24 protein-coding genes are annotated in these 22,178 nt (G+C 70.1%); 9 read left to right on the top strand and 15 right to left on the bottom strand.

All coding sequences use genetic code 11. The features are described from left to right. The 4 genes from CLV49_RS06295 (at window position 1) to CLV49_RS06280 (ending at window position 4,056) form a co-directional block, all read left to right on the top strand. Window positions 1–615, top strand: coding sequence for a signal peptidase I (locus tag CLV49_RS06295; RefSeq protein ID WP_106562775.1), 615 nt, complete (start codon window positions 1–3; stop codon window positions 613–615). Then, window positions 612–1,409, top strand: coding sequence for a hypothetical protein (locus CLV49_RS06290; protein WP_106562774.1), 798 nt, complete (start codon window positions 612–614; stop codon window positions 1,407–1,409). The genes CLV49_RS06295 and CLV49_RS06290 overlap by 4 nt, the downstream gene beginning before the upstream one ends. Then, window positions 1,406–3,217, top strand: coding sequence for a choice-of-anchor G family protein (locus tag CLV49_RS06285; RefSeq protein ID WP_106562773.1), 1,812 nt, complete (start codon window positions 1,406–1,408; stop codon window positions 3,215–3,217). Before CLV49_RS06290 ends, CLV49_RS06285 begins: the two co-directional genes overlap by 4 nt. Window positions 3,218–3,285: 68 nt before the next feature. Beyond that, window positions 3,286–4,056 (top strand): dienelactone hydrolase family protein, encoded by a 771-nt coding sequence (locus CLV49_RS06280; protein WP_106562772.1) that lies wholly within the window; start codon window positions 3,286–3,288, stop codon window positions 4,054–4,056. Here the strand turns inward: CLV49_RS06280 and CLV49_RS06275 are convergent. Together CLV49_RS06275 and CLV49_RS06270 are read right to left on the bottom strand one after the other, a co-directional pair. Continuing rightward, a complete protein-coding gene (locus CLV49_RS06275) occupies window positions 4,053–4,547 on the bottom strand; it encodes an MSMEG_6728 family protein (RefSeq protein WP_106564924.1) in 495 nt (164 codons plus the stop codon). The two genes, CLV49_RS06280 and CLV49_RS06275, sit on opposite strands and share 4 nt — an antisense overlap. 161 nt (window positions 4,548–4,708) lie before the next feature. Then, complete coding sequence (locus CLV49_RS06270; protein WP_106562771.1) at window positions 4,709–5,170, bottom strand: hypothetical protein; 462 nt, start codon at window positions 5,168–5,170, stop codon at window positions 4,709–4,711. Between the two features lie 218 nt (window positions 5,171–5,388). On the opposite strand from CLV49_RS06270, the gene CLV49_RS06265 reads away from it, so the two are divergent. Then, entirely contained in the window at window positions 5,389–6,168 is a 780-nt protein-coding gene (locus tag CLV49_RS06265; RefSeq protein ID WP_127054433.1) for a hypothetical protein, read from the top strand. 15 nt (window positions 6,169–6,183) lie between these two features. Here the strand turns inward: CLV49_RS06265 and CLV49_RS18300 are convergent, their stop codons facing one another. From CLV49_RS18300 to CLV49_RS06250, 4 genes are all read right to left on the bottom strand, one after another. Continuing rightward, window positions 6,184–6,357 carry a hypothetical protein gene (locus tag CLV49_RS18300; protein ID WP_158261918.1) on the bottom strand — a complete coding sequence of 58 codons (174 nt, stop codon included), beginning with the start codon at window positions 6,355–6,357 and terminating at the stop codon, window positions 6,184–6,186. Next, window positions 6,354–6,956 (bottom strand): hypothetical protein, encoded by a 603-nt coding sequence (locus tag CLV49_RS06260; RefSeq protein ID WP_106562769.1) that lies wholly within the window; start codon window positions 6,954–6,956, stop codon window positions 6,354–6,356. Before CLV49_RS06260 ends, CLV49_RS18300 begins: the two co-directional genes overlap by 4 nt. A gap of 5 nt (window positions 6,957–6,961) precedes the next feature. Continuing rightward, complete coding sequence (locus tag CLV49_RS06255) at window positions 6,962–7,279, bottom strand: lactococcin 972 family bacteriocin (RefSeq protein WP_106562768.1); 318 nt, start codon at window positions 7,277–7,279, stop codon at window positions 6,962–6,964. A 184-nt stretch (window positions 7,280–7,463) separates the two neighbouring features. Next, on the bottom strand, window positions 7,464–7,760 hold the full coding sequence (locus CLV49_RS06250; RefSeq protein WP_106562767.1) for a hypothetical protein: 297 nt from the start codon (window positions 7,758–7,760) through the stop codon (window positions 7,464–7,466). A 68-nt stretch (window positions 7,761–7,828) separates the two neighbouring features. On the opposite strand from CLV49_RS06250, the gene CLV49_RS06245 reads away from it, so the two are divergent. Further along, complete coding sequence (locus CLV49_RS06245; RefSeq protein WP_106562766.1) at window positions 7,829–9,115, top strand: M18 family aminopeptidase; 1,287 nt, start codon at window positions 7,829–7,831, stop codon at window positions 9,113–9,115. Between the two features lie 16 nt (window positions 9,116–9,131). Here CLV49_RS06245 and CLV49_RS06240 read toward each other — a convergent pair whose 3' ends face one another. From CLV49_RS06240 to CLV49_RS06230, 3 genes are all read right to left on the bottom strand, one after another. After that, on the bottom strand, window positions 9,132–10,196 hold the full coding sequence (locus CLV49_RS06240; RefSeq protein ID WP_106562765.1) for a magnesium and cobalt transport protein CorA: 1,065 nt from the start codon (window positions 10,194–10,196) through the stop codon (window positions 9,132–9,134). A 186-nt stretch (window positions 10,197–10,382) separates the two neighbouring features. After that, on the bottom strand, window positions 10,383–11,249 hold the full coding sequence (locus tag CLV49_RS06235; protein WP_106562764.1) for an SDR family oxidoreductase: 867 nt from the start codon (window positions 11,247–11,249) through the stop codon (window positions 10,383–10,385). A 68-nt stretch (window positions 11,250–11,317) separates the two neighbouring features. After that, the gene (locus tag CLV49_RS06230) at window positions 11,318–11,878 is read right to left on the bottom strand and encodes a TetR/AcrR family transcriptional regulator (RefSeq protein WP_158261917.1); all 561 of its coding nucleotides are present in this window, start codon (window positions 11,876–11,878) and stop codon (window positions 11,318–11,320) included. 94 nt (window positions 11,879–11,972) lie between these two features. Between CLV49_RS06230 and CLV49_RS06225 the strand changes: the two genes are divergently transcribed. The 3 genes from CLV49_RS06225 to CLV49_RS06215 all read left to right on the top strand — a co-directional run bounded on the left by CLV49_RS06225 (window position 11,973) and on the right by CLV49_RS06215 (window position 14,790). Further along, complete coding sequence (locus CLV49_RS06225) at window positions 11,973–13,091, top strand: zinc-binding alcohol dehydrogenase family protein (RefSeq protein ID WP_106562762.1); 1,119 nt, start codon at window positions 11,973–11,975, stop codon at window positions 13,089–13,091. A gap of 159 nt (window positions 13,092–13,250) precedes the next feature. Beyond that, on the top strand, window positions 13,251–13,571 hold the full coding sequence (locus CLV49_RS06220; protein WP_158261916.1) for a helix-turn-helix transcriptional regulator: 321 nt from the start codon (window positions 13,251–13,253) through the stop codon (window positions 13,569–13,571). After that, on the top strand, window positions 13,558–14,790 hold the full coding sequence (locus CLV49_RS06215; protein ID WP_106562760.1) for a type II toxin-antitoxin system HipA family toxin: 1,233 nt from the start codon (window positions 13,558–13,560) through the stop codon (window positions 14,788–14,790). The genes CLV49_RS06220 and CLV49_RS06215 overlap by 14 nt, the downstream gene beginning before the upstream one ends. Window positions 14,791–14,850: 60 nt before the next feature. On the opposite strand, the gene CLV49_RS06210 is transcribed toward CLV49_RS06215, so the two are convergent. From CLV49_RS06210 to CLV49_RS06185, 6 genes are read right to left on the bottom strand one after another with little or no spacing between them, the layout of a single operon-like run. After that, window positions 14,851–16,317, bottom strand: coding sequence for a glycoside hydrolase family 5 protein (locus CLV49_RS06210; protein ID WP_158261915.1), 1,467 nt, complete (start codon window positions 16,315–16,317; stop codon window positions 14,851–14,853). Between the two features lie 52 nt (window positions 16,318–16,369). Next, window positions 16,370–18,001, bottom strand: coding sequence for an FAD-dependent oxidoreductase (locus CLV49_RS06205; RefSeq protein WP_106562758.1), 1,632 nt, complete (start codon window positions 17,999–18,001; stop codon window positions 16,370–16,372). Continuing rightward, a complete protein-coding gene (locus CLV49_RS06200) occupies window positions 17,998–19,122 on the bottom strand; it encodes a LacI family DNA-binding transcriptional regulator (RefSeq protein WP_106562757.1) in 1,125 nt (374 codons plus the stop codon). Before CLV49_RS06200 ends, CLV49_RS06205 begins: the two co-directional genes overlap by 4 nt. After that, complete coding sequence (locus CLV49_RS06195) at window positions 19,119–20,192, bottom strand: ABC transporter ATP-binding protein (protein ID WP_106562756.1); 1,074 nt, start codon at window positions 20,190–20,192, stop codon at window positions 19,119–19,121. The genes CLV49_RS06200 and CLV49_RS06195 overlap by 4 nt, the downstream gene beginning before the upstream one ends. Continuing rightward, complete coding sequence (locus CLV49_RS06190) at window positions 20,189–21,265, bottom strand: ABC transporter ATP-binding protein (protein ID WP_243696666.1); 1,077 nt, start codon at window positions 21,263–21,265, stop codon at window positions 20,189–20,191. Before CLV49_RS06190 ends, CLV49_RS06195 begins: the two co-directional genes overlap by 4 nt. Window position 21,266: 1 nt before the next feature. Continuing rightward, on the bottom strand, window positions 21,267–22,175 hold the full coding sequence (locus tag CLV49_RS06185) for an ABC transporter permease (RefSeq protein WP_106562755.1): 909 nt from the start codon (window positions 22,173–22,175) through the stop codon (window positions 21,267–21,269). Window positions 22,176–22,178: the final 3 nt, after the last annotated feature.

Below are 22,178 nucleotides of genomic sequence, written 5' to 3'. Positions count from 1 at the left end.
GTGTCCCACACCTTCGCTGACGGGCCCGCCGTCGTGGTCGACGACCACGACGGCGCCCCGGAGGCGCAGACCATCGGCGTCGTCCAGACGCAGATCAGAATTGCCGGCATCGTCGGAGGAACCGTCCTCGCGTGCGTCGCCATCGGATGGATATTCGGGTTATCCGTCCTGGTCTTCGCCACCGGGTCGATGGCCCCGACGATGCCGGCTGGAACCGCCGCGATCGTGGAGCGCATCGACGCCTCCACCGTGAAGATCGGAGATGTCGTGACAGTGCCTCGTCCCGGACAGACCCTCCCGGTGACACACCGGGTCGTGTCCGTCTCCACCGTCGACGGTGACACGTCGGCCCGTTCGCTCGTCCTCCGCGGCGACGCGAACGATGCGAACGATCGCGAGCCGTACGTCGTCGAGCAGGTCGAGCGCGTGCTCGTCGCCGTTCCCGGCGCCGGTCGCGTCATCGGCGTGGCCCAGAGCCCGTTCGGGGTGGGCCTCGCGGCGGCCGTCGTCGTCATGGGCCTCCTCTGGTCCTTCTGGCCGGCCCAGCGCCGGAACGGGACGGACGCGGAAGCCGGCGCCGACGACGCGGACGCCCCGATGGCGAGCGACGAATGAGCGGCGCGATCCGCGGACTCACCGTCGTGTCCGCCGGCGTCCTCGTGGGCGGACTCTCGCTCCTCGCCACGTCGGCGCAGGCCGCCTTCCAGCCGGTCCCCGAGACCGGAGACCCCGGACGCCTCGTCCTCCTCTCCGACCCGTACCCGGCGGAGTTCCTCGACCTGCAGCCGGGGGTCGTGCGCTACTGGCAGGTCACGGCCACGATCGAGGGTGCGACGCAGGCGTCGCTCGTGCTCGAGGTGAGGAAGGACGGGGAGCTCGTCGAGCGGCCGGACGGACTCGTGATGACCATCGAGCGCTGCGACACCGCGTGGACGGGAGTGCCCGACGCACCGCAGTGCGCAGCGGGCCGCGCAGCCGTGGCGAGCGCGACGCCCGACGACGACTACACGACGTCGAGCCCCGTCTTCGACCTGGACGGCGTCGACGCCGATGGCACGCACCTGCTCGTGGCGCTGAGCCTCGTCGCCGAGGACAGCGGCGATGAGACCCTCATGGGCCTCGAGGGCGACATGGGCCTCGGCCTCACGGCCGCCGCCGTCGACCCCGTCACCCCCGAGGAACCGGGACGGCCTTCGCCGCCGCCCGGCGGCGGCCTCGCGGTGACCGGCGTCGACCCGCTGGGGCTCATCCTGGCCGCCTTCGGCGCGGTCGGACTCGGCGCGGCACTGCTCGTGTCGCGCGCACGACGGTCCCCGGCGCTGCGCACTGTGGGGTCTGAGGGGGCTTCGCAGCTCGCACGTCCGGGGAACCCGGCACGCTCGGGGAACACAGAGGAGAGGGAACGATGAAGCTGCCCGACCCGAGGCGCCGGTCGCACTCGCACAAGACGATGCGTGCGCGGTCCGCCGCGAGTCTCGCCGTCGCGCTCGCCGCGGTCGTCGTGGTGCCGTCCGGCGTCTCCTCGACGCTCGCCGCGTGGGACGACTCCGAGTGGACGAACGCGACCGTGGGCACGTCGAGCTTCGACTGCGGCGTCGACACGGGATACGCCGTGCGGGCCGAGTCGGCGTTCCTCCGGGGCGCGCTCCTCGGTCAGGACCTCGGCACCGTCGCGGAGCTCGAGCCTCTCGTGCTCGAGCGCTCGGGCGACGACCCCGTCGTGGTGTCGCCGGCGAACGCCGTCGACCTGGGTGCCGGCGACGGCGACCCCGGGCGTGACACCTACGCGAGGCCCCTCGTGGTCTCGGCCCTCGGCGGCATCGTTGGGCTCGACCTCACGGGTCTCACCGTGGGGTTGCCGGGCACGTCGGTCGGAGCCGTGAACCAGTTCGGGCGCGTGCAGACCACGGGCGTCTCGACGGCCGCATCCGGCCTCGTCGACAACACCGGGTCGGTCCTCGTCTCGGCGGACACCCCGCCGGACGAGCTCCCCGAACCGGCGCGCTTGTCGCTCGACGGCATCCTCCCGGGGATCGGCGGCGTCACCGACGCGGCCCTCGAGGTGGGCGCCGTGGGATCGCAATCGACGCTCGACTTCTGCGCAGCGGCGCTCAGCGACGAGTGGGGCGACGGTTCCGTCTCGGGAGTCGACCGCGACTACGGCATCGCGAGCCTCGATCTCGACGTCGACAGCCCGCTCGTCGCGGCGCTGAGCGACCAGGTCGACACCACGGTGACGAATCTCGACACCGCGGCCACGGCACTGACCGGTCCGAACGGACTGATCAGCGGCGTGATCCGGAGCTCGCTCATCGGCGGGATCCTGCCGGCGCTGTCGCTCGGGTCGTTCACGGGCACGGTCTCGATCACGGGTCTCGATCTGGAAGGAGCGGTCGAGCCCTTGCTCTCCACGCCCCTCTCGGACGACGTGGTCACGATCGATCCCTCGACCGGGTCGATCTCGGTGGACCTCGCCTACCTGCTGGGCGACGGCGCCGGCGGCCTCAACGAGCTCGACCCCAACACCGAGCTCGTGCTGAACAGCGACGTGGTGAACGACATCACCGCACGGGCCGGCGTCCTCCTCGACGGGTGGACGACGGACGTCATCGACGCCCTCCGCGCCGAGATCCAGACGGCCACCGTGGTCATCGACCTCGCCACGAGGGTGAGTCTCGGAAGCACGGCCCTCGTCACCGTCGACATCGACTCGACCTCGACGATCGGCCAGCTCACGGGTGGGACCGCGTCGCTCGCGGTCAACGCAGCGCTCGTGCCGGGAGGCAACCTCACGCTCCTGAACGGTCTCCTGTCGCCACTCGGTCTCAGCATCACGGGCCTCATCTCCACGCTGAACGGGCTCTCGGGAACCGTGCTGACCGCTGTCGCCAACCGGGTGACGACGTCGCTCATCACCCCGCTGACCACGGCCGGGACAGCGCTCGCCGCGGTCACCGCTCCGGTCGTCGTCCTGCTCGGCGACGTGGTCGAGGCGCTCCCGTCGGTCGTCTCGCTCGTGGTCAACGTGCAGCCCGACCAGCCGGACGCGCCCCCCGGATCGACGTTCGAGGGGCCGACGGCCACCACGAGCGGCGAGTTCTCGGTGAGCGCCCTGCGGGTCGGCCTCCTCGACGAGGTGGCCCCGGGAGGTGGTGTCGCGTTCGTGGAGTTCGCGACGTCGATCGCGGGGTCGAACGGGTTGCCGACCGCGTCCTGAGCGCGGTCGGAACGCTACGCGGGGAACCCTTCACCACGGTGTCGGGTTCCCCGAGTAGTGTTCGCGGCATGACCGACTTCTCTTCCCCCCACCGCGCCCTCGTCGACTCCGTTCCGCTGCCCGAGGGCGCGGACGTCGTGGAGAGGACCGTCGCGTACGAGCACGACGGCGTGTCCCTCGAGGCCGTCGTCGTCACCGACGCGAACGTGTCCGGTCCGCGACCCACGGTCGTGATCGTGCACGACTGGACCGGGCTGCGCGAGTACCCCGTGGCCCGCGCGCACATGCTCGCCCGCCTCGGCTACACGGCGGTCGCGATCGACATCTACGGCGTGGGCGTGCGCTTCGCCGACGACGACATGGAGGGCGCATCGGCCGAGGCCGGCCGCTACTACGGCGACACGCAGCTCCTCCGCGGTCGCGTGCGCGCGGGCTTCGACCTCGCCGCGTCGCTGCCGGAGGTCGACGCGGGGCGCATCGTTGTGGCGGGCTACTGCTTCGGCGGTTCCGTCACCCTGGAGCTCGCACGCATCGGGGCTCCCGCGCGCGGCTTCGCGTCGTTCCACGGCATCCTCACGGCGCACGAGCCGGCCGACGTCGCGCTCATCGCAGCCCCGCTGCTGGTCCTCACCGGCGGAAGCGACCCGATCGTGCCGGACGAGGCCGTCGCCGCATTCCAGGACGAGCTCCGCACGAACGACGACATCGACTGGCAGGTCTCCGTCTACAGCGGGGCACCTCACGCATTCACCCTCCCCGGCCCGAACTACCGCGAGGCGGCCGATCGTCGCAGCTGGAGTGTCTTCGTCGACTTCCTCGCGGAGACCCTCGGCGGCTAGCGGGCCTCTGCTCCGGACACCGGCCACACGTAGTCGAGGTCGGGCGGCGTCCCGGGGAAGAGCGGCATGTAGTGTTCGGGATCCTTGCGGACGAGGTTTGAGCGGTGGCTCGCGTGCACGTCCTCGCGGCCGAGCCATGACGGTGGCGATGTCTCGCCCGCGCGGTAGAGGCGGAGCTCGTCGACGGCCGGCAGGGAGAGCGAGCGGCGGAAGAGGGTGGACGGAAGAGCGAGGACCTCGAGCGTCTTCTCCCGGCACGTGTCGGTGAACCCGCGCCGTTCCCACTCGTCGCACGTCGCATCCTGGTAGGCCATGAGGCTCGGCCGATGCCCCTCCCACATTCGGGCGGCTGGATGGTTGCGCCAGCCGTAGCCCTCCACGGTGAGGGCGCGCATCACCTGAAGCGTCTCGACGCGCTGCTTGCCGAGGCGCTTCGTATCGAGCGTCCGCGCGCTGCGGGCGAAGTCGGCGAAGGGGAGGAAGGTCTGCACCATTCGACGCTAGGGACTGCGTGCGCACGATGCGCCCCGTGGCATGCCCGCCGTCCATCGACTAGCGCGTGTCCATCGGGACACCGGGTCTCGTCACGCCGCCATCGTGCAGATCCACCGAGGACCATCTCCCGGGAGTCGGAAGCGGAGCTCACGACCGCTCACTCGGGCGCGGTCCACTCGCCGTAGCGCTCGTCCATGTCGAAGAGGCTCACCCCGCCCTGACCGACGTCCGTGTGCCCCATCGGCGAGAGGTCGGCGGCGGCTGCTCGGAGGTCGACGGCTTCCGGCCCGTCCCCGTCCGCGCCGTCGACCCCGGCGACGAGCGCGATCGCGTTGGGCTCCCACGGCAGTGTGCGCCAGATGGCCTCCGCCGCCGCGTCGAGTTCGTCGCCTGTGAACGGTTCAGCCGAATCGAGCACCAGGGTCGCGTCGAGGCGGTAGCCGGCACCGTTGCCTGATCGCCCCAGGTCCTCGACGCCGACGATCCGCGGGACAGCCGTCGACAGCGCCTCTGACAGGTCTCCGTACTCCACGACGGGAGCCTCCTCGGTGGTCTTCTCGGGGTCGGGGGTCGCGGTGGCGCACCCCGTAACGTTGACGGTGAGCAGCGATCCGATCAACACCGTTAGGGTGATCGATGTTCGTCGCCGAATCTGTCGCATGTACGTCACTCGTTCCCTCGATCGTGGGGTCATCGGTGTAGCCATTGTCGTCGAAGACGTGCGCGAGGTCCGGATGAGCGGTGCGAATCATCGTCGACGAGCGAGTCGGCGTGGGACATGTCGAGCTGTGGGAGGTCGGTGCGGGTGAGATCACATCACGAGGAGCGGAACGTGCTGTGGCGGAACTGAACTCCACGCCGGCGACCTCCTATGCCCGTGCGGCCCGAGAGTGGGCGCCGCTGGACTGGTGGAAGCTCGAAGCCCGAGCGCTGCACCACCTCCCGCGATTGCGACGGGCACTCGCGTTCTTCGCGCCGTCCGCTGCCTGGAGGGATCTCGGCGCGAGTGTCGCGCCGGCCTGGGGATGTCTCGTGACCCTCTCGCACATCGCGAGTTTCGTCCTCCCGATCATCGCCTTCCTGCTCATCGTGCCGTGGGTGTTCGACCGCGACGACATCGCGCAGGTCGGCGTCGCCGGAATTCTCGCCGGCATCGCCGCCGTGCTCGGGGGAAACGGCCTCATCACCGAGGTCCGGGAGTCGCTCGGGACCGATCCCGGCATCCACCGGCTTCTGGGGGCACTGCACCTCATCCCCTCGGTCCTGGCGGCCGGGGTCGCGGTTCTCGCGATCAGCGAAGAGGCCGCCGCGGGAGCGTTCGGCGTTCTCGGGCTCGTGGCGGACGTCGTCGTCGGGCTCCTCCATTTCCTCCTGTTCCGAGGCCCCGCCCACAGGGGGAGCGACAGGTGGCGCCGGAACCTGAAGCGACTGGAGGAGGCCGTCGAATCGATGCCGCCCGCGGAACGCGCGCGCGTCTCCGCCGATCTCCAGGGTGCGCTGGAGGTTCTCGCTGAGCGCGGACTGATCGATGGCGCCGAGTGGGATCGAGCGCGCGGCGTGCGCATCGGATTGCTGGGCATCTCGATGGCTCCCCGAGAGGACATGACGCCGCGGTGATCGCTCGGGCTCCGGTCATTCGTCGAGGTCCGCCCGGTCCCTCTCATCGTCCTGATCCCGTCGGCGACGCGTTGATCGCGCAATAGCGACGAGCTGCCGGACGAGGACGACCACCACGATCAGGGGGATGACGACGGCCGCGGTCAGGGCGACGGCGACCAGGGTCGAGACGATGTCCACGGCGGTCATCCCTCCCTGTAGGCGAGCGGATCGGCGAGACAGCCCTCGAAGTCCTCGTCGTCGGACATCGCCGTGAGGTCGATTCCGTCGTCGTAGTCGTCAGGCGTGTAGTCGCGCCCCACGAGCCCGACCCGCTGCAGGCATTCGACCATGATGGTCGACTCGTCGAGGTTCTCCGGGTTGCGCTCGATCGCGTCGTGGGCGGTGAGGAGCTTGATGCCGTTGTCGGCCAGGCATGCGTCGATGCGCTCCTCGCCCACGGAGTCCGGGGTCGTGTAGTCGAGTGTCGATCCGTCCGAGAAGGAAGCCTCTACACCCAGGTCGGCGAGGCACTCCACGATCCGGTCGGAGAAGTAGGCGTACTCCTGTTCGTCGATGACGCCGTCCTCGAGGGCGTCCTGCTCCACCGGACCGACCTCGCCGTAGGTCATCGTGAGCAGTTCGGCCCACGGTCCGCTGAACGGGGTGGGAGGGGCGGCAGCGATGGACGTCGGGTCGTCCGAGACCGCCCGGCCGTCGGACGCAGTCGTGCATCCGGCGGCCGAGCAGGTGAGGGCGATGGCACCGAGACCGAGGACGATCCGGGCGCGTCGCTTCCGTGTGCGCATCGGGATCAGTAGGTGTCCCAGTACGCCGTGTTGCCGCCGATGTAGGTCTTGCCCGTGGAGGCCTTGGCCCAGGAGCCCGGTGCGGCGCTCTTCTTGCTGCAGTGCATCACGATGCCGCCGTCGCAGGCCGTGGCGGAGTGGTACTTCTTCGCGTGGTGGTAGTGCGAGAAGACGACGGATTCCACGCCGTACTCCCACAGACCGCCACCCGCCTTCTTCGTGGTCGTGCCGGCCTCAGCTCCCGCCATCGGCGTGAGGACGACCGTCAGTGCGACCCCCGCGGCAGCCAGTCCCTTCAGACCGGCGCTCTTCCAGCGATTCATGGATCCCTCCCTTTCCCTTCGGTACCGAGCCGAGCGACCCGGTTCACAACGACCATAGCGAAAGTACCCATACAGATACTAGATCGGATCGGGGTGTGGACAAATCGGACACCGAGGTGTCGAGGTGAGATGCCGGGTCGGGGCGCGATCGGTCAGACGGAGGGGGTGCCGGGCGGAGCGATCGTCAGGCGGAGGGGGTGTCGGGCAGGCGCCATTCGGCGACGAACTCCTCGACGGTCTTCGACTCGAGGTCCCGGCGCACCTGGTGCAGGAGGAACTCGGGATCGCCCATGTCGGCGGGGGTCCGCAGCACCTCGCGACCCGAGTCGCGTCGACGCACCACGAGGTCGACGTCGGCGATGTTGTCGAGTCCGGCGCCCGCGCCCGCGAGCACGAGGTTGGCGAGGAACCGCGCGCCCTTCACGACGCGGTTCCCGCGTCGTTCCTCGAGGTCCGCCGTCAGATGCTCAGCCGCGTTCACCCCTCCATCCTGCCGTGTCCCGTGCCCGACGCCCACGCGTTGTGCGGGGGCGGTGGTTGGATGGGGGCATGGATTCCGCCGCACACGTCGCCGATCTCGCCCGCTTCGTCACCGCCTCGCCGTCGTCGTACCACGCTGCGCGCGAGGTGGCGGTGCGCGCGACGGCTGCCGGCTTCACGGTGCTCGATGAGACGACGGACTGGGCCGGGGTGGTCACCCCCGGCGCGCGGATCGCCGTCGTGCGCGACGGCGCCGTCATCGTCGTCGCCGTCCCCGAGGGCGCGACGGCCACGACGCCGTTCCGCATCGTCGGCGCACACACGGACTCTCCCGGCTTCAAGCTGAAGCCGAAGCCCACCACGGCGGCGGCCGGCTGGCTGCAGGCCGGCGTCGAGATCTACGGCGGTCCCCTCCTCAACTCGTGGCTCGACCGGGAGCTCGAGCTCGCCGGGCGCATCGTGACGCGGGACGGAGCCGAGCGCCTCGTGCGCACGGGCCCGTACCTGCGCATCCCGCAGCTCGCGATCCACCTCGACCGCGATGCGAACGCCGGGCTCGCTCTCGACCGCCAGCGCCACGTCCAGCCCGTGTTCGGAACGGGGGAGCCGACAGCCGGCGACCTCGTGGGCCTGTTCGCCGAGCTCGCGGGCGTCGACTCCGCCGACGTGCTCGGCTACGACCTCCTCACCGCGGACACGCAGGAGCCGCGGACCTTCGGGCAGGGGGACGCCCTGTTCGCGTCCGGTCGGCTCGACAATCTCAGTTCGGTGCACGCCGGACTGACGGCGCTGCTCTCCGCCGCGGACTCCGGCTCGGACGGGGAGGCCGTCCTGGTGCTCGCGGCGTTTGACCACGAGGAGCTCGGCTCGGAGTCGCGGTCCGGCGCGAGCGGCCCGTTCCTCGCCGACGTGCTGTCGCGCGTCGGCGGAGCCCTCGGAGCCGCGCCCTCGGAGCTCGCGCGCGCCTTCGCCGCCTCGTGGGTGGTCTCGGCCGACGCCGGTCACGCCGTGCACCCCAACTATCCCGAGAAGCACGACCCCGTCGTGCGTCCGCTCGCCGGCCGCGGCCCGCTCCTGAAGATCAACGCCAACCAGCGCTACTCCACCGACGCGCACGGTGCGGCGCTGTGGGCGCGGGCGAGCGACGCGGCCGGCGTGCCGTTCCAGGAGTTCGTCTCCAACAACACCGTTCCGTGCGGATCGACGATCGGTCCGCTCACGGCCACACGCCTCGGCATCCGCACGGTCGACGTCGGCGTGCCGCTCCTGTCGATGCACTCCGCCCGCGAGCTCGTGCACGTCGACGACGTGACGGCGCTCGCCGCGGCCGCGACCGCCTTCTACGCCGGGGCGTGACCGGGCCGGGTGCCCGTCACAGCCAGTTCCTCCGCTTGAAGATCGTCCAGAGGACGACTCCGAGGACGACCATCAGTCCCACGGCGAAGGGGTAGCCGAACACCCAGTGCAGCTCCGGCATGTGGTCGAAGTTCATGCCGTAGATTGACGCGATGAGTGTCGGGGCGAACAGGATGGCTGCCCACGACGAGATCTTCTTCACCTCCTCGCCCTGAGCGATGGAGGCCCGCGTGAGCTGCCGGCTCTCCTCCCCTTGCGCGAGGCTCGCGCGGGTCATCCGCCGCATCGCGTCGTTCTGCTCCTGCGTCACGAGCGTCGAGTGCAGGGTGAGGGCGTTCTCGAGGAGGGCGCGGAAGGTGTCCACCCGCTCGGTGATGCGGATGGCGTGGTCGTACACGTTCCGCAGCTGGTCCTGCACGTCCTCGTTGGTTCCGTACTTGGCCGCGCCGCGGAGGAGCGCGTCGAGCATGCCGCTCAACGGCCCGATGGCGCGCTGGAATCCGATCACCTCGGAGAGAAGCTGGTAGATGCGCTTCGAGGATTCGGGGTCGACCTGACCATCGAACAGGTCGTCCTCGATCTCGTCGATGTCGTCCTGCACGCCGGCGACGACCGGAGAGTAGCCGTCGATGATCTCGTCGAGGATCGCCGTCAGTACCGCTTCCGATCCCGCCGCCAGGTAGCCGGGCCGGCCTTCGAGGCGCTTGCGGACGTCTGCGAGGGCCGGCTTCGACGCGTGCCGCACGGTGACGACGAACGTGGGGCCGGTGAAGATGTGGATCTCACCGAATTCGACGCTCTCGTTCTCCTCGTCGTACCACGCCGGGCGGAGGACGGCGAAGAGGGTGTCTCCATAACGCTCGAGCTTGGCGCGCTGGTGGCCCTTGCGGGCGTCCTCCACGGCGAGAGGGTGCAGGCTGAACTCCCGGGCGACGGCGGTGAGCTCCTCGTTCGTCGGACGATACAACCCGATCCACGCCAGGCCGCCTCGGTCGTCGAGGGCGTCGAAGGTCTGCTCGAGGCTCGCGGGATCGGCGACGCGATGCCCGTTCCGGTAGATGCCGTTGTCGATCAGCGCCATGAATGCTCCTCACCGTCGGGTGAGGCAGGTCGTGCAGGACGTGTCCGCGGTGGGCGGACTGCAGGTCATCGAGCGAGAACGCCGAATCCGGAGGTCGGGAGGCGGCTCGCGTCGGAATGGTCACCTGCCATCGAGCGTCACCTGCCTTCGTCGTGTTCCGTGGCCCGAGAGTGGGCCGTCGCGATCCTACAGGCGGGAAGTGGACGCGGTGCGGAGGAACGCCTCGAACGACAGGGGCGGCTCGCTCGTGAGGCGTTCGACGGCGTCGCTCACCGTGGCCATGCCGCCGCTCCCGATCGCCGTGTAGGTGCTCACCCAGGCATCGACCTGCCAGTCGGGGGCGCCGTAGACGGCGCGTGAGGCGTAGGCCTCCTCGATCGTCTCGTCCTGGAAGCGCACCTCGCGCCCGCGTACCTCGGTGATGATGCGGGCGACGTCGGTGAGCGAGAGGGCCTCCGGGCCGGTCATGTCGTAGGTCGCACCCGCGTGCGCCGCCGGGTCCCGCAGCACGGCGGCGGCCGAACGGGCCACGTCGCTCCGCGCCACGAGGGCGCAGCGTCCATCGCCCGCGGGCCCGCGGATCACCCCGTCCTCTCCCGCAAAGGGCTCCATGACGTCCATGTAGAAGCTGTCGCGCAGGAAGGTCCACTGCATCCCGGACGCGCGGATGTGCTCCTCGGTGGCGCCGTGATCGCGGGCGAGGGTGAAGACGGCGTCGGCTGCCGCGCCGACGAACGACGTGTAGACGACGTGCCGCACTCCCGCGGCCGCTGCGGCGTCGACGAAGGTCCTGTGCTGCTCGAGCCGGTCGGCGCTCTCCGATCCGGACACCATCAGAACGGTCTCGATGCCCTGGAGCGCGGCCTCGACGGCGCCGCGATCGCCGAACTCCGCCTGGCGGACGTCCGCGGCGAGCCTCCCTGGCAGCTTCGAGGGCGTGCGGGCCACGGCCCGGAACGGGACGCCGTCCGCTGCGAGCGAGCGGGCGACCATGCCGCCGAGTGCGCCGGTGACACCGGTGAGGGCGAGGGACGGGGAGGAGAGAGTCGACATGCTCCCACGGTAGCCCCGAGGCCGGACCGGACGACCGTGCTGTCGCGTGCGCGGCGTCCGCTGGTATGTCAGCCGAACAGGCGGTCGAGATCGCCCCAGGCGATGTCGAGCTCGTCGGTGAGTGAGGTGTCGGGATCGGCGTCGATCCAGCGTTGGACGGCCGTGTCGAAGACGACGGCGGACACGCGTGCGAGGGCCTCCGCCTGGCGTGCCTCGACGCCGCGCTCGACGAGCGCCGCACGGACGGCGTTCGACAGGTGTTCGTGCTTCAGGAGTTCCCGTTCCCGTAGCTGTTCCTCCCCGCCGATGATGCGCTGGCGCCGCGCGATGGGGTCGCGCCACCGCTCGATCTCGGCGCCCGCGCGCCGGAGGCCGGTACGGACGAGGGTCATGCCCGCGAGATCGTCGGGGAGGCCGTCGAGCACGGCGCGCACGACGTCGGGGAACTCGCGGTCGCGGAGGAAGAGCACGTCGCGCTTGTCGGCGAAGTGACGGAAGAACGTGCGCGTCGTGAGTTCGGCGCGCGCGGCGATCTGCGGAACCGTCGTCGACGCGTATCCCTGCTCGGCGAACAGGGACATCGCGGCCTCCTCGAGGCGGAGGGCGGCATCGGGGGACCAACGCGTCATCTCCCCATGATGACACGACATGTCGTCATGGCGCGTATAGTGATGACACGGCATGTCATCACTTGATGGGGCCGGACGATGGAGGAGCCTGCTCATGACCCGGAACACCGCCGCGTGGATCGATGCCCCCTACGCCGATGTCGTCGTGCGCGACTCCCCGTATCCCGCCGTCGGCCCCGGGCAGCTGCTCGTCCGGGTGCGTGCCGTGGCCGTGAACCCGCTCGACGCGATCGTGCAGTCGAACGGCCGGCTCATGTACCGCTGGCTCGCCTACCCGGCGATCCTCGGCGAGGACGTGAGCGGTGAGGTCGTCGCCGTCGGACCGGGAGTGGAGCGCTTCGCGGTGGCCGATCGCATCGTCGCCTACGCGATGGGTATCGAGAAGGGGAGGGACGCCGTCGCCGAGGGCGGGTTCCAGGAGTACGTCGTCGTGGAGGAGGCGCTCGCTGCGGCCGTCCCCGAGCGGATGAGCCACGAGGAGGCCGCCGTCCTGCCGCTCGCCGTGTCCACGGCCGCCGCCGCCCTCTTCGAGGTCGGACAGCTCGCGCTCCCCGTCGACGGGCTCGGTTCCGGCGTGGAGCGGGGCGAGGTCGTCGTGATCTGGGGAGGCGCGACGAGCGTCGGCGGGAACGCGATCCAGCTCGCGCGGGCGGCCGGGTACCGCGTCATCACCACGGCGTCGCCGCGCAACCACGAGCGTCTTCTCGCACTCGGCGCGGCGGCGGCGTTCGACTACCGCGACCCGGCCGTCGTGGATCGGATCGTCGAGGCTGTCGGCGGCTCGCGTGTCGCCGGCGTCGTCGCGATCGCCGTGGGATCGGCCGAGCCGTGCGTGACGATCGCCGCGAGGACCGGTGCGCGACGAGTCGCGCTCACGAGCCCGTCCGTCTCGTTCTACGACCAGCCGCGGCGCGGCGGCTTCTCGGTGCGGCGCACCCGCCTGCTCGTGCGGCTCGTCGCGTCGAACATCGCCCTGCAGTCGCGCTGCGCCATCCGCGGCGTGCGCGCTCGCTTCGTCTGGGGGAGTGCCATCGCCGACAGCGCCGTGGGCTCGGCGCTGTGGCGGGACCACCTGCCCACGGCGCTTGCCGCCGGCACGCACCGTCCCTACCCCGCGCCGCGTGTCGTCGGCGACGGGCTCGCGAGCGTCCAGACCGCGATCGACCTCGTGCGCGGGGGCGTCTCGGCGGAGAAGCTCGTGGTCACGCTGTGATTACGGCCCGCTGACCGGCAACCACGTCTCCAACCCGGAGAAGCCGACCCGGAGTAACACCGACGCGATCATGAGAAAGAGTGCATCCGTGATGTAGATAGATAGGTGATGAAACCGTTTCAGTGTACTTTTATCGACATGTCTCGACGGAAGATTGTGATGACCGCTCAGGCGGCGGACGCCGCGCGCATCCTTGGTCAGCAGATCCGACTCGCGCGTCACGCCAACCGAATGACGGCGGCGCGACTCGCCGAGCTCGTCGACGTGTCGCCCCGCGTCATCACCCTCATCGAGCGCGGAGACCCCGCCGTTTCGCTCGGAAATGTTCTGAACGCTGCCACCCACGCCGGAGTGCCGCTCTTCGACATCACAGATCCGAAGACGCTCTCCCGCATGCGCCAGCAAGGTGAGCAGGCTCTGACCCTGGTTCCGTCGAACGTGCGCAACAGACGAGAGCGGGAACTCGATGGCGACTTCTGACGCGTTCGTCTGGGTGTTCCTTCCCGGCGCGAGAGAACCGGTCGTCGCCGGAGTGCTCGGCCGGTCAGTCTCCGGCCGCGGGCTCGCATTCCGCTACGCCAACAGCTATCTCGCTCACGACAATCCGCTGTCACTCGGACCGGATCTCGAACTCACGGATCGGACATTCCCTCCCGCTGTCGGGCATGGGATGCCATCATCCATTCGTGATGCGATGCCGGACGGGTGGGGGCGGCAGGTCATCAATCTGGATCTCGGGCGCGATGTGGAGGACGCGCTCCCTGACGTGCAGTACATGCTCCGATCCGGCAGCGACCGGGTCGGAGCGCTGGACTTCCAGGCCAGTCCGACGACGTACGAGGCTCGCCTCAGTGGCGGCACATTGAGAGAAGTGGGAGACGTCGCAACGGCCATCGACGACCATGAGCCAGTGGGATCGGGCTTGCTCAACGCCGTGCGCAACACGCTGACATCGGCAGGCGGTTCGCGGCCGAAGGCGTTCGTCTTGTTCGGTGGGCGGTCCTGGTTGGCCAAGTTTCAGACGTCTTACGACAAAACGTCCCCTCTCATCAAGGCGGAGCGCGCTGCCCTCCACGTAGCTGAGCAGGCCGGTCTGGATGTGCCGGCCGCGCAGCTCGTCCGCATCACCACGGCCCGCAATCCGAACGACCTCGTGCTTCTCACCGAACGGTTTGATCGTCGCGGAGAGGGACGACGGATGGTGATCTCCGGCATGACGGTCGCAGAGGAGCACTCGACGATGAACGCCTCCTATCCGAGGCTGGTCGAGAAGCTTCGAGGCCTCGCACGGAATCCGGACGCAGTCGGTCGGGAACTCTTCCAGCGGCTCGCATTCCGCATCGCGATGCGCGTCGACGACGATCATCTGCGGAACGTCGCCTTCTTCTGGGACGGGAGTCACGCGGAGTTCACTCCGGCATTCGACCTCTCTCCAGACCTCGTGGGCACACCCATCGGACTCACCGACATCGGAGAGGGGAGCCGCGAGTTCAGCCTCGAAGCTCTCACCGCCCGGCATCACTATTACAACGTCTCGCGGAGCGAGTCCGTCGACATCGCCGAGCACATGGTCGACGTGGTGAAGGCGCACCGCGCGGATGCGGCCGAGGTGGCCGAGATGCTGCCGCACGAGAAGGATCTCTTGCTGACGCGCACCGCCACGCCTGACATAGTCGGGCGGCTGAAGCGCACCGCATGACGGCGGCTCGGGGGAAGCGTGTCCGCTTCCCCCGAGCCGCCGGCCCTCCGATGGAGGGCGTCAGCCGCGCACGGCCAGCTCGTAGACGCGCGCGATCTTCGCCTCCGTCGTGGAGGCGGACGGGTTCGTGACCACGAGGCGGATCTGGTCCACCCCGCTCACGCCCACCGTCACATCACGGGCGGCCTGCGTGTTGCCCGTGATCGCGGCCACCTGCTGCCAGCCGGCCGAGGTGTGGACCTCGATCGTGAAGTCCACGAGCACGACGCCCGTCCCTCCGCTGTACCCGCTGTACACGCCGACGGAGGAGACGTCCTGCGCGGAGGCGAGCGTCACGGTCGCCGTCGGCGTCGTGTCGCCCACCGCCGAGATCCACCGTCCAGCGTTCGTGCAGTCGCCGTCCGTCAGGTTGTCGCCCGTAAAGGACTGGTACACGGAGGACACCTGCACGCTCGCACCGACGGCGTCGTGCGTCTCGCACGGAGACACGTTCGGCTCGCCCGCGAGCCACGACTTGATGAACTGTCCCTGATATTCGCCGCCCATCAGGTTCCAGTCGTAGTCGAACATCTGCGGCTTCCAGAAGTTGTCGAGGATCCACGCCTGCCACCCGATCCACGGGTGCGCGTCCACGTACTCGCGGAACGGGACGCCCCAGTTCGACGTGGTGCCGTTCGTGATCACGTCGGAGAACTCGCCGGGAGGGTTCCACCCGAACTCCGTGATCACCACGGGGATCTGGTCGGCGGCGTTCCCGAACTTCGAGTCGAGCAGCGCCTCGGTCGGCGAGCCCTGGTTGGGGTAGATGTGGTAGACGTACGCGAGGTTGTCGTCCTCGACGGGGTTCGCGAGAGCGCCGTTCAGCATCGTGCTCCACTGCGGCGACCCCATCAGGAGCAGCGTGTCGGGAGCCGTCGTGCGGATGGAGTCCACGACGGGCTGGATGTAGTCCTTCCAGGTGTTCCAGTTCGCCGGGTTGATCGGCTCGTTGAAGACTTCGAAGATCACGTTCGACGTGCCGCCGTAGATGGGGGCGATGTAGTCCCAGAACCGCTTCACCATCGACTGGGGCACGGCGCCGGCCGCGTCTCCGTAGTCGCGCACGAGGTGCAGGTCGATGATCAGGTAGATGCCGAGGTCGACGGCCTGGTCCACGTACGGCGCGATGTACTGGGCGTCGTAGGCGGCGAGGTCGGTGGTGGAGCTGATCTCGGTGACGGGCAGGCGCACGACGTCGGAGTTCCAGCCCGCAGCGGTGTCGGCGGCCAGGTCGATGAGCTCCGACGTGGGTTTGGAGTTGCAGTACTCGCACAGGTCGTTCTGCTCGGGGGCGAGCACGGAGACGCCCTGGAGCGTGACGCCGTTGCCGTTCGCGTCGCGGATCCAGTTGCCGTCCACCTGCAGGGCCGGAGCGCTCCCCGTGGGGGCGGCCGTCGCTGTGGCGGGGATCGCCCCCAGTGCGAGCGCCGCGGCGACGAGGCCGGTCAGCGCGAGCGCCGTCCGACGTGATCGATGTGGTCTGAACATTGTTTTCCCTCTCGTCCGTCCGGCGCCTCGTTGCGCCGGACGAGCCCCGGCCTCAGCGGACCGGGACGTCTTCGGCATCCACCGGTTCGGGCTTCCAGTGATGCGTGCGCACCTCCTCCGACCACTGCAGCGTGACGCCGAGGCGATCGGTGAGGAGACGTCTGTAGTCGTCGAGCAGCGCCGGCTCCGCGCGGACCGCGCGGGGCGGGACGCCATGATCGAGGGCGAAGGACGCGAGCGCGCCGACGGCCTCCCCGATCGCCCACTCCACGGGGTGCAGGCGGTAGCAGCCGTTGGTGATGTGCGTCGAGCCGATGTTCTTCGCCGCGGGCAGCAGGTTGTCGACCCGCACCGGCAGGAGCGCGCCGAGCGGGATCTGGAACGGGTACGCCTCGATGTCCACGTATGTGCGCCCCGAGGTGCTCGGGTGCAGGTCGATCCGGTAGTGGCCGATCCCCACGCTGTCGTCGAAGATCTCGCTCCCCACGCCGGCGCCGCGCGCCTCCACGCCCACGTGCTGCTCGAGCACGCGGAACTCGGTGAGGGCGCGGCGGGCCTCGCGGATGTACGGAGCCTTCGCGTAGCCGTCGTCCGTGCCCGTCACGTCGCCGCGGAGGCGGAGCCCGCGGTAGCCGGTGCCCCCGTCCTCGCGCGGCGCCTCGGTCTGCATCCAATACAGGAAGGACGCGGACAGCTCACGGCTCGCCGTCAGCGCGCGTGCGGCCGACTCCTCATCGACGCCGAGGATGGGTGCCTCCCAGTAGTCGATCTGGGGCCAGTTGACGATCGTCACGTCGGAGTCGATCGTGCCCTCGCGGAAGTTCTCGGCCGCGAGGATGCGGCGGAATCTCCAGAGGTCGAAGGGCACCTCGCGCGTGGGCTGCAGTTGGAAGAGCGGACGGGTGTGCACGCGCAGGCTGATCGGGTCGACGTCGGTCCACGACAGCTGCGGCCCTGGCCAGAACGGAGCGACGTGGGTGAGCCAGTGCTCGTAGCGTTCGGGGCGGTCACCCACGTGGTCCTCACCCGGCCGGTGCTCGAGCGCGAAGCACCACGAGATCGCCTGCTGGTCGAGCGGGTTCGCCGTCTCGGGTGCGTGCAGCTCGCCCGTGTCGTCGCGACCCTCCGCGCCGATCACGTGCTCCACGTCGCCGAGGGCGAGCAGGTCGCCGAGCTCGGTCGCGTCGACCACGATCGGCGCGGAGAGCTCACGCTCGGCCCCGTCGGGGCGGCGGACGGTGACCGAGGCCACCTCGTCGCCGCGCATCTCCACGGCCACAGGACGGTGCTCGAGGAGCACCTCGAGCCGGCCGGACGCGATCCACGGCGCGAGCATCTCCTCGATCACGGCGAGCGCCACGCGCGGTTCGTGGCACAGCCGGCTCACGACGCCGAGCCCCGGATTGATGTCCCGTTCGGCGGCCGCGGCGGCCGTGAGCGGGTAGTTGCGGCGGTAGTAGTCGCGCACGCGGCGACGGAACTCGGTGTAGCCGGGACCGGTCGCCGGCCCCTCGATCCACGCGTTCTCGTCGGGCGGCACGGCCTGGCTCGTGAGCTGCCCGCCGAGCCAGTCGGTCTGCTCCGTGAGGACCACGCGACGGCCGAGGCGCACAGCGGTGAGGGCCGCGGCGACCCCGCCGATGCCGCCGCCGATCACGAGCAGATCGGGGGTAGGGCGCGTCATCGGGCGCTCCCGTCGTGTGCGCCCGTCGCCGTGCCGCCCGGAACGGTGCTCCTGGCGGCCCCGATCGTCTCGCCCGCCATGACGGTGCACGCGACGAGCACGCTCTCGCGCGGGGCGTCCGGGTCCTCGACCATCTCGATGAGGCGCTCGACGGCGATCCGTCCGATCTCCTTGCGCGGGATGCGCAGGTCGTCCCAGCGCACGCCGGCGCCCGAGGTGTCCTCGAGCACGGCGACGGAGACGTCCCCCGGGATCGAGAGTCCACGGGCGGAGAGTTCCGCACGCAGGGTCTCGGCGATCCGCTCGCTCTCGACGACCGCTGCGGTGACCGAACCGTCGACGAAGCTCTCGATGACGGCGTCGGATAGTCCGCTCTCGTCGTACAGGAACCCGGGGGAGGAGTCGCGGATGCCGAGCTCCGTCACCGCTGCGCGATAGCCGTCGCGGCGATCCTCGTACGGCTCGCCCTCGATCGACTCGCGGACGAAGGCGAAGGAGCGGTGGCCGTGGTCGTGCAGCCGGCGCACGATCTCGGCGGAGGCCCGGCGGTAGTCGGGGATGATGCACGGGAACGGGGCACCGAGCACCTCGCGTCGACCGATGTGCACGAAGGGGTAGCCCTCGTGCCACAGCCGCGCGAGCTCGTCGCGGTCGGGTGACATGCCGAGCAGCACGCTGCCGTCGGCGATCGTGAGCCGGTTGGTCTCGTCGCGGTAGATCTTGCGAGCGCCCGCTCCGTCGCCGGTCGAGCTGAACAGCACGAGGTCGTGCCGGGTCTCCTCCGCGCGTTCCTCGATGCCGAGCAGGAACTCGAAGTAGAAGCTCTCGCGGGCGTTCGGGAAGAGGGCCTCGAAGGTGTGCACGCCCAGCAGCTGGGTGCGCTTGCCGCGGAGGTTCCGGGCGATCGGGTTCGGCACGTAGCCGAGCGTCGCGATGGCGTCGAGGATGCGCTTGCGCGTCTCCTCGGGGATCCGCGAGTCGGCGTCGCCGCTGATCACTCGGGAGACCGCCGACTGGGAGACCCCGGCGAGGGCCGCGACGTCCGATTGCCTGGCCGCGCGCTGGCGCCCGTTGGTGTTGGTCGGACCGTTGGTGCGGGTCGGACCGTTGGTGCGGGTCATCGGGGGTCCTCCGTCAGTTTCCGGGTGATGCGTTCCGTCATCGTGGTGTGGGCGAGCTCGTCGGCCCTGCCCTCCTCGTGCAGCCAGCAGTCGGCCCACCGGCCGTCCGGCAGCTGCGCGCGCGGCGGGGCCGTCGTTCGGCACTTCTCCATCGCGAAGGGGCAGCGCGGATGGAACCGGCAGCCCGTCGGCGGGTCGATGAGGCTCGGCGGTTCTCCGAGCTCGTCGGCCGACCCGAAGATGTCGTCGCGGTCCGCCGCGGTGTCGCGGTGCGGATCGGGGGAGGACTCGACGAGCAGCTTCGTGTACGGGTGCTGCGGGTTCGAGATGACCGCGTCCTTCGGGCCGGCCTCCACCATCTGTCCCGCGTACATCACGACGATGTCGTCGCACAGGTAGCGCGCGCTCGCGATGTCGTGCGTGATGTAAAGGAGGGCGAGCCCGTCCTCGCGGCGCAGCTTGTCGAGCAGGTTGAGCATCTCGAGCCGAATGGACACGTCGAGCATCGAGATCGGCTCGTCGCCGAGCAGCACACGCGGCTCGACCGCGAGGGCCCGCGCGATGACGACGCGCTGGCGCTGCCCGCCCGAGAGCTCGTGCGGGAACTTGTCGAGGTAGTCGCTCGCGGGCGTGAGGCTCACGCGCTCGAGGAGGCTCGCGAGGCGCTGGTCGACCTCGGTGCGGCTGAGCCGGCCGTGGTGCAGGCGCACGGCGCGCTCGAGGTTGTGCCGAACGCGGTGCAGCGGGTTGAGGGACCCGAAGGGGTCCTGGAAGATCAGCTGCACCGCCTTCCGGTACGACTTCTGCACGGCCTTCTTCCGGATGCCGTCCCCGGCGACGGGCACGCCGTCGAGGCGGATCTCGCCGGAGGTGGGCTCGTAGAAGCGGGCGAGGATGCGCGCGAGCGTCGTCTTCCCGCTGCCGCTCTCGCCGACGACGGCGGTGATGCGGCCGGGTTCCAGGCGGATGCTGGCCCCCTCCACGGCACGCACCACGGAGGAGTCTCCGACGGAATTGGCGACGGCGAAGTGCTTCGCCACGTCGACGGCTTCGAGTACCGGTTCGGTCATCGGACGACCTCCTCGTCGTGGAGATGGCAGGCGACCGATCGGCCGCCCTGCTCCGGCCCGCTGCCGTCGTGCGAGACGAGGAGCGGGAGCTCCTCGCGGCAGCGGTCCATCACCGCGGGGCAGCGCGGCGCGAAGGGGCACCCGGCGGGGAGCGCGCGCAGGTCGGGCGGCGTGCCGGGGATTCCCTCGAGCCGTTCGACGGGCGCGTGCAGCGGGGGGAACGAGTCGCGCAGTCCCCGCGTGTACGGGTGCATCGGCGTGCGGTAGAGGTCCCCTGCGGAGGCGAGCTCCACGATCCGGCCCGCGTACATGACGGCGATCCGGTCGGCGAGCTCGAGCAGGAGCGAGAGGTCGTGGGTCACGAAGACGACGGCGAAGCCGAATTCGCGCCGGAGCCGCAGCACCTGGGCGAGGATCTGCCGCTGCATCACGACGTCGACGGCGGTGGTCGGCTCGTCCATCACGACGAGTTCCGGCCGGCACGCGAGCGCGAGGGCGATCGTGGCACGCTGGCGCATGCCGCCCGAGAGCTCGTGGGGGTAGCTGCGCGCGCGGTCGGCGGAGATGCCGACGAGGCCGAGCAGGCGCCTCGCCTCCTCCCACGCGGCGGCTCTACTCATCGAGCGGTCGTGCACACGCAGCACGTCGACGAACTGCGCGCCCAGCCGCATCACGGGATTGAGGGCGTCCATCGCGCTCTGCAGCACGATCGAGAGGCTCGTCCAGCGGAGCGCCCGCAGCGCGCGCGGCTTCAGCTGCACGAGGTCGATGCCCGGCTCTCCCGACTGCGGGTGGAACACGACGCGACCGCTCGTGGTCACGGCCGGGGGCCGCTGCAGGCGGGTGAGCGCTGTGATGAGCGTGGACTTGCCCGAACCGGACTCGCCCACGACGCCGAGGATCTCGCCGCGTCGGAGTTGGAACGTCACGTCGGTGCACGCCCGGACGGGGGCGCCGGCGCCCGCGTACTCGACGGACAGTCCGTCGACGTCGAGGACGATCTCCGACGGTGTCGCGACGGGCTCGTCGCCGCGTCTGGTCCGGGTGACGGTCATGTCGGCCGTGTTCGTCATCTCAGGCCCCTTCCGGTGCGAGGGCGGCGCGGCGCACGGCGGCCGTGCGCTTGGCCACGCGGCGGGACGCCGAGCGGAGCTTCGGGTTGGCGAGCTCGTCCACGCCGAAGTTGATGAGGGCGGCGGCGGTGCCGACGAGCGCGATGCAGAGCCCTGGCGGCACGAACCACCACCACAGCCCGCGGAGGACGGCGCTCTGCTGCTGCGCCGCCTGGATCATCGTGCCCCAGCTGATCGCGGAGGAGTCGGAGACGCCGAGGAAGGCGAGTCCCGCCTCGGCCATGACGGCCCCGATGAGACCGCCGAGGAACATGGAGGCGATCCAGCCGTAGAGGTGCGGCATGACCTCGGTGAAGATGAGGCGGCGGTTCGACTCGCCGAGCATGCGCATGACCTGCACGAAGTCGCGGTTGCTCACGCTCATCGCCTGGGCGCGCAGGGTCCGCGCGCCGCCGGCCCAGCCGAACACTCCGATGATGAAGGCGATCATCACGAGCCCGGTCCCCTGGAGGTAGCCGGCGAGCACGAAGATGAGCGGCAGCACCGGCATCACGAGGAACAGGTTGGTGAGGAAGTTCAGCAGGTTGCCCGTGGTGCCCCCGAAGTACCCGGCGGGGACGCCGACGAGCACCGAGATGACCGTTCCGACGATCGCGCCGAGGAAGCCGACGAACATCGACCCGCGAGCGCCCTCGATCACCTGGGCGAGCACGTCCTGCCCGAACTGCGTGGTGCCGAGCGGGTGCTCGGCACTCGGAGGAGCGGAGATCGCCGAGATGTCGTTGGCGCGGGCATCGAGGCCGAGCACCGTGCTCGTGAACCAGGGCCCGAACAGCGCGAGCAGCACGAAGAAGCCGAGCACGATCACGCCGAACGTGACCTTGCCGTTGCCGAAGATGTTGTACTTCATGTC

It is taken from the genome of Labedella gwakjiensis (assembly GCF_003014675.1).
Taxonomy (GTDB): domain Bacteria; phylum Actinomycetota; class Actinomycetes; order Actinomycetales; family Microbacteriaceae; genus Labedella; species Labedella gwakjiensis.
The sequence above is the reverse complement of the archived record's forward strand: the minus strand, read 5'-3'. Positions and strand labels throughout refer to the sequence as shown.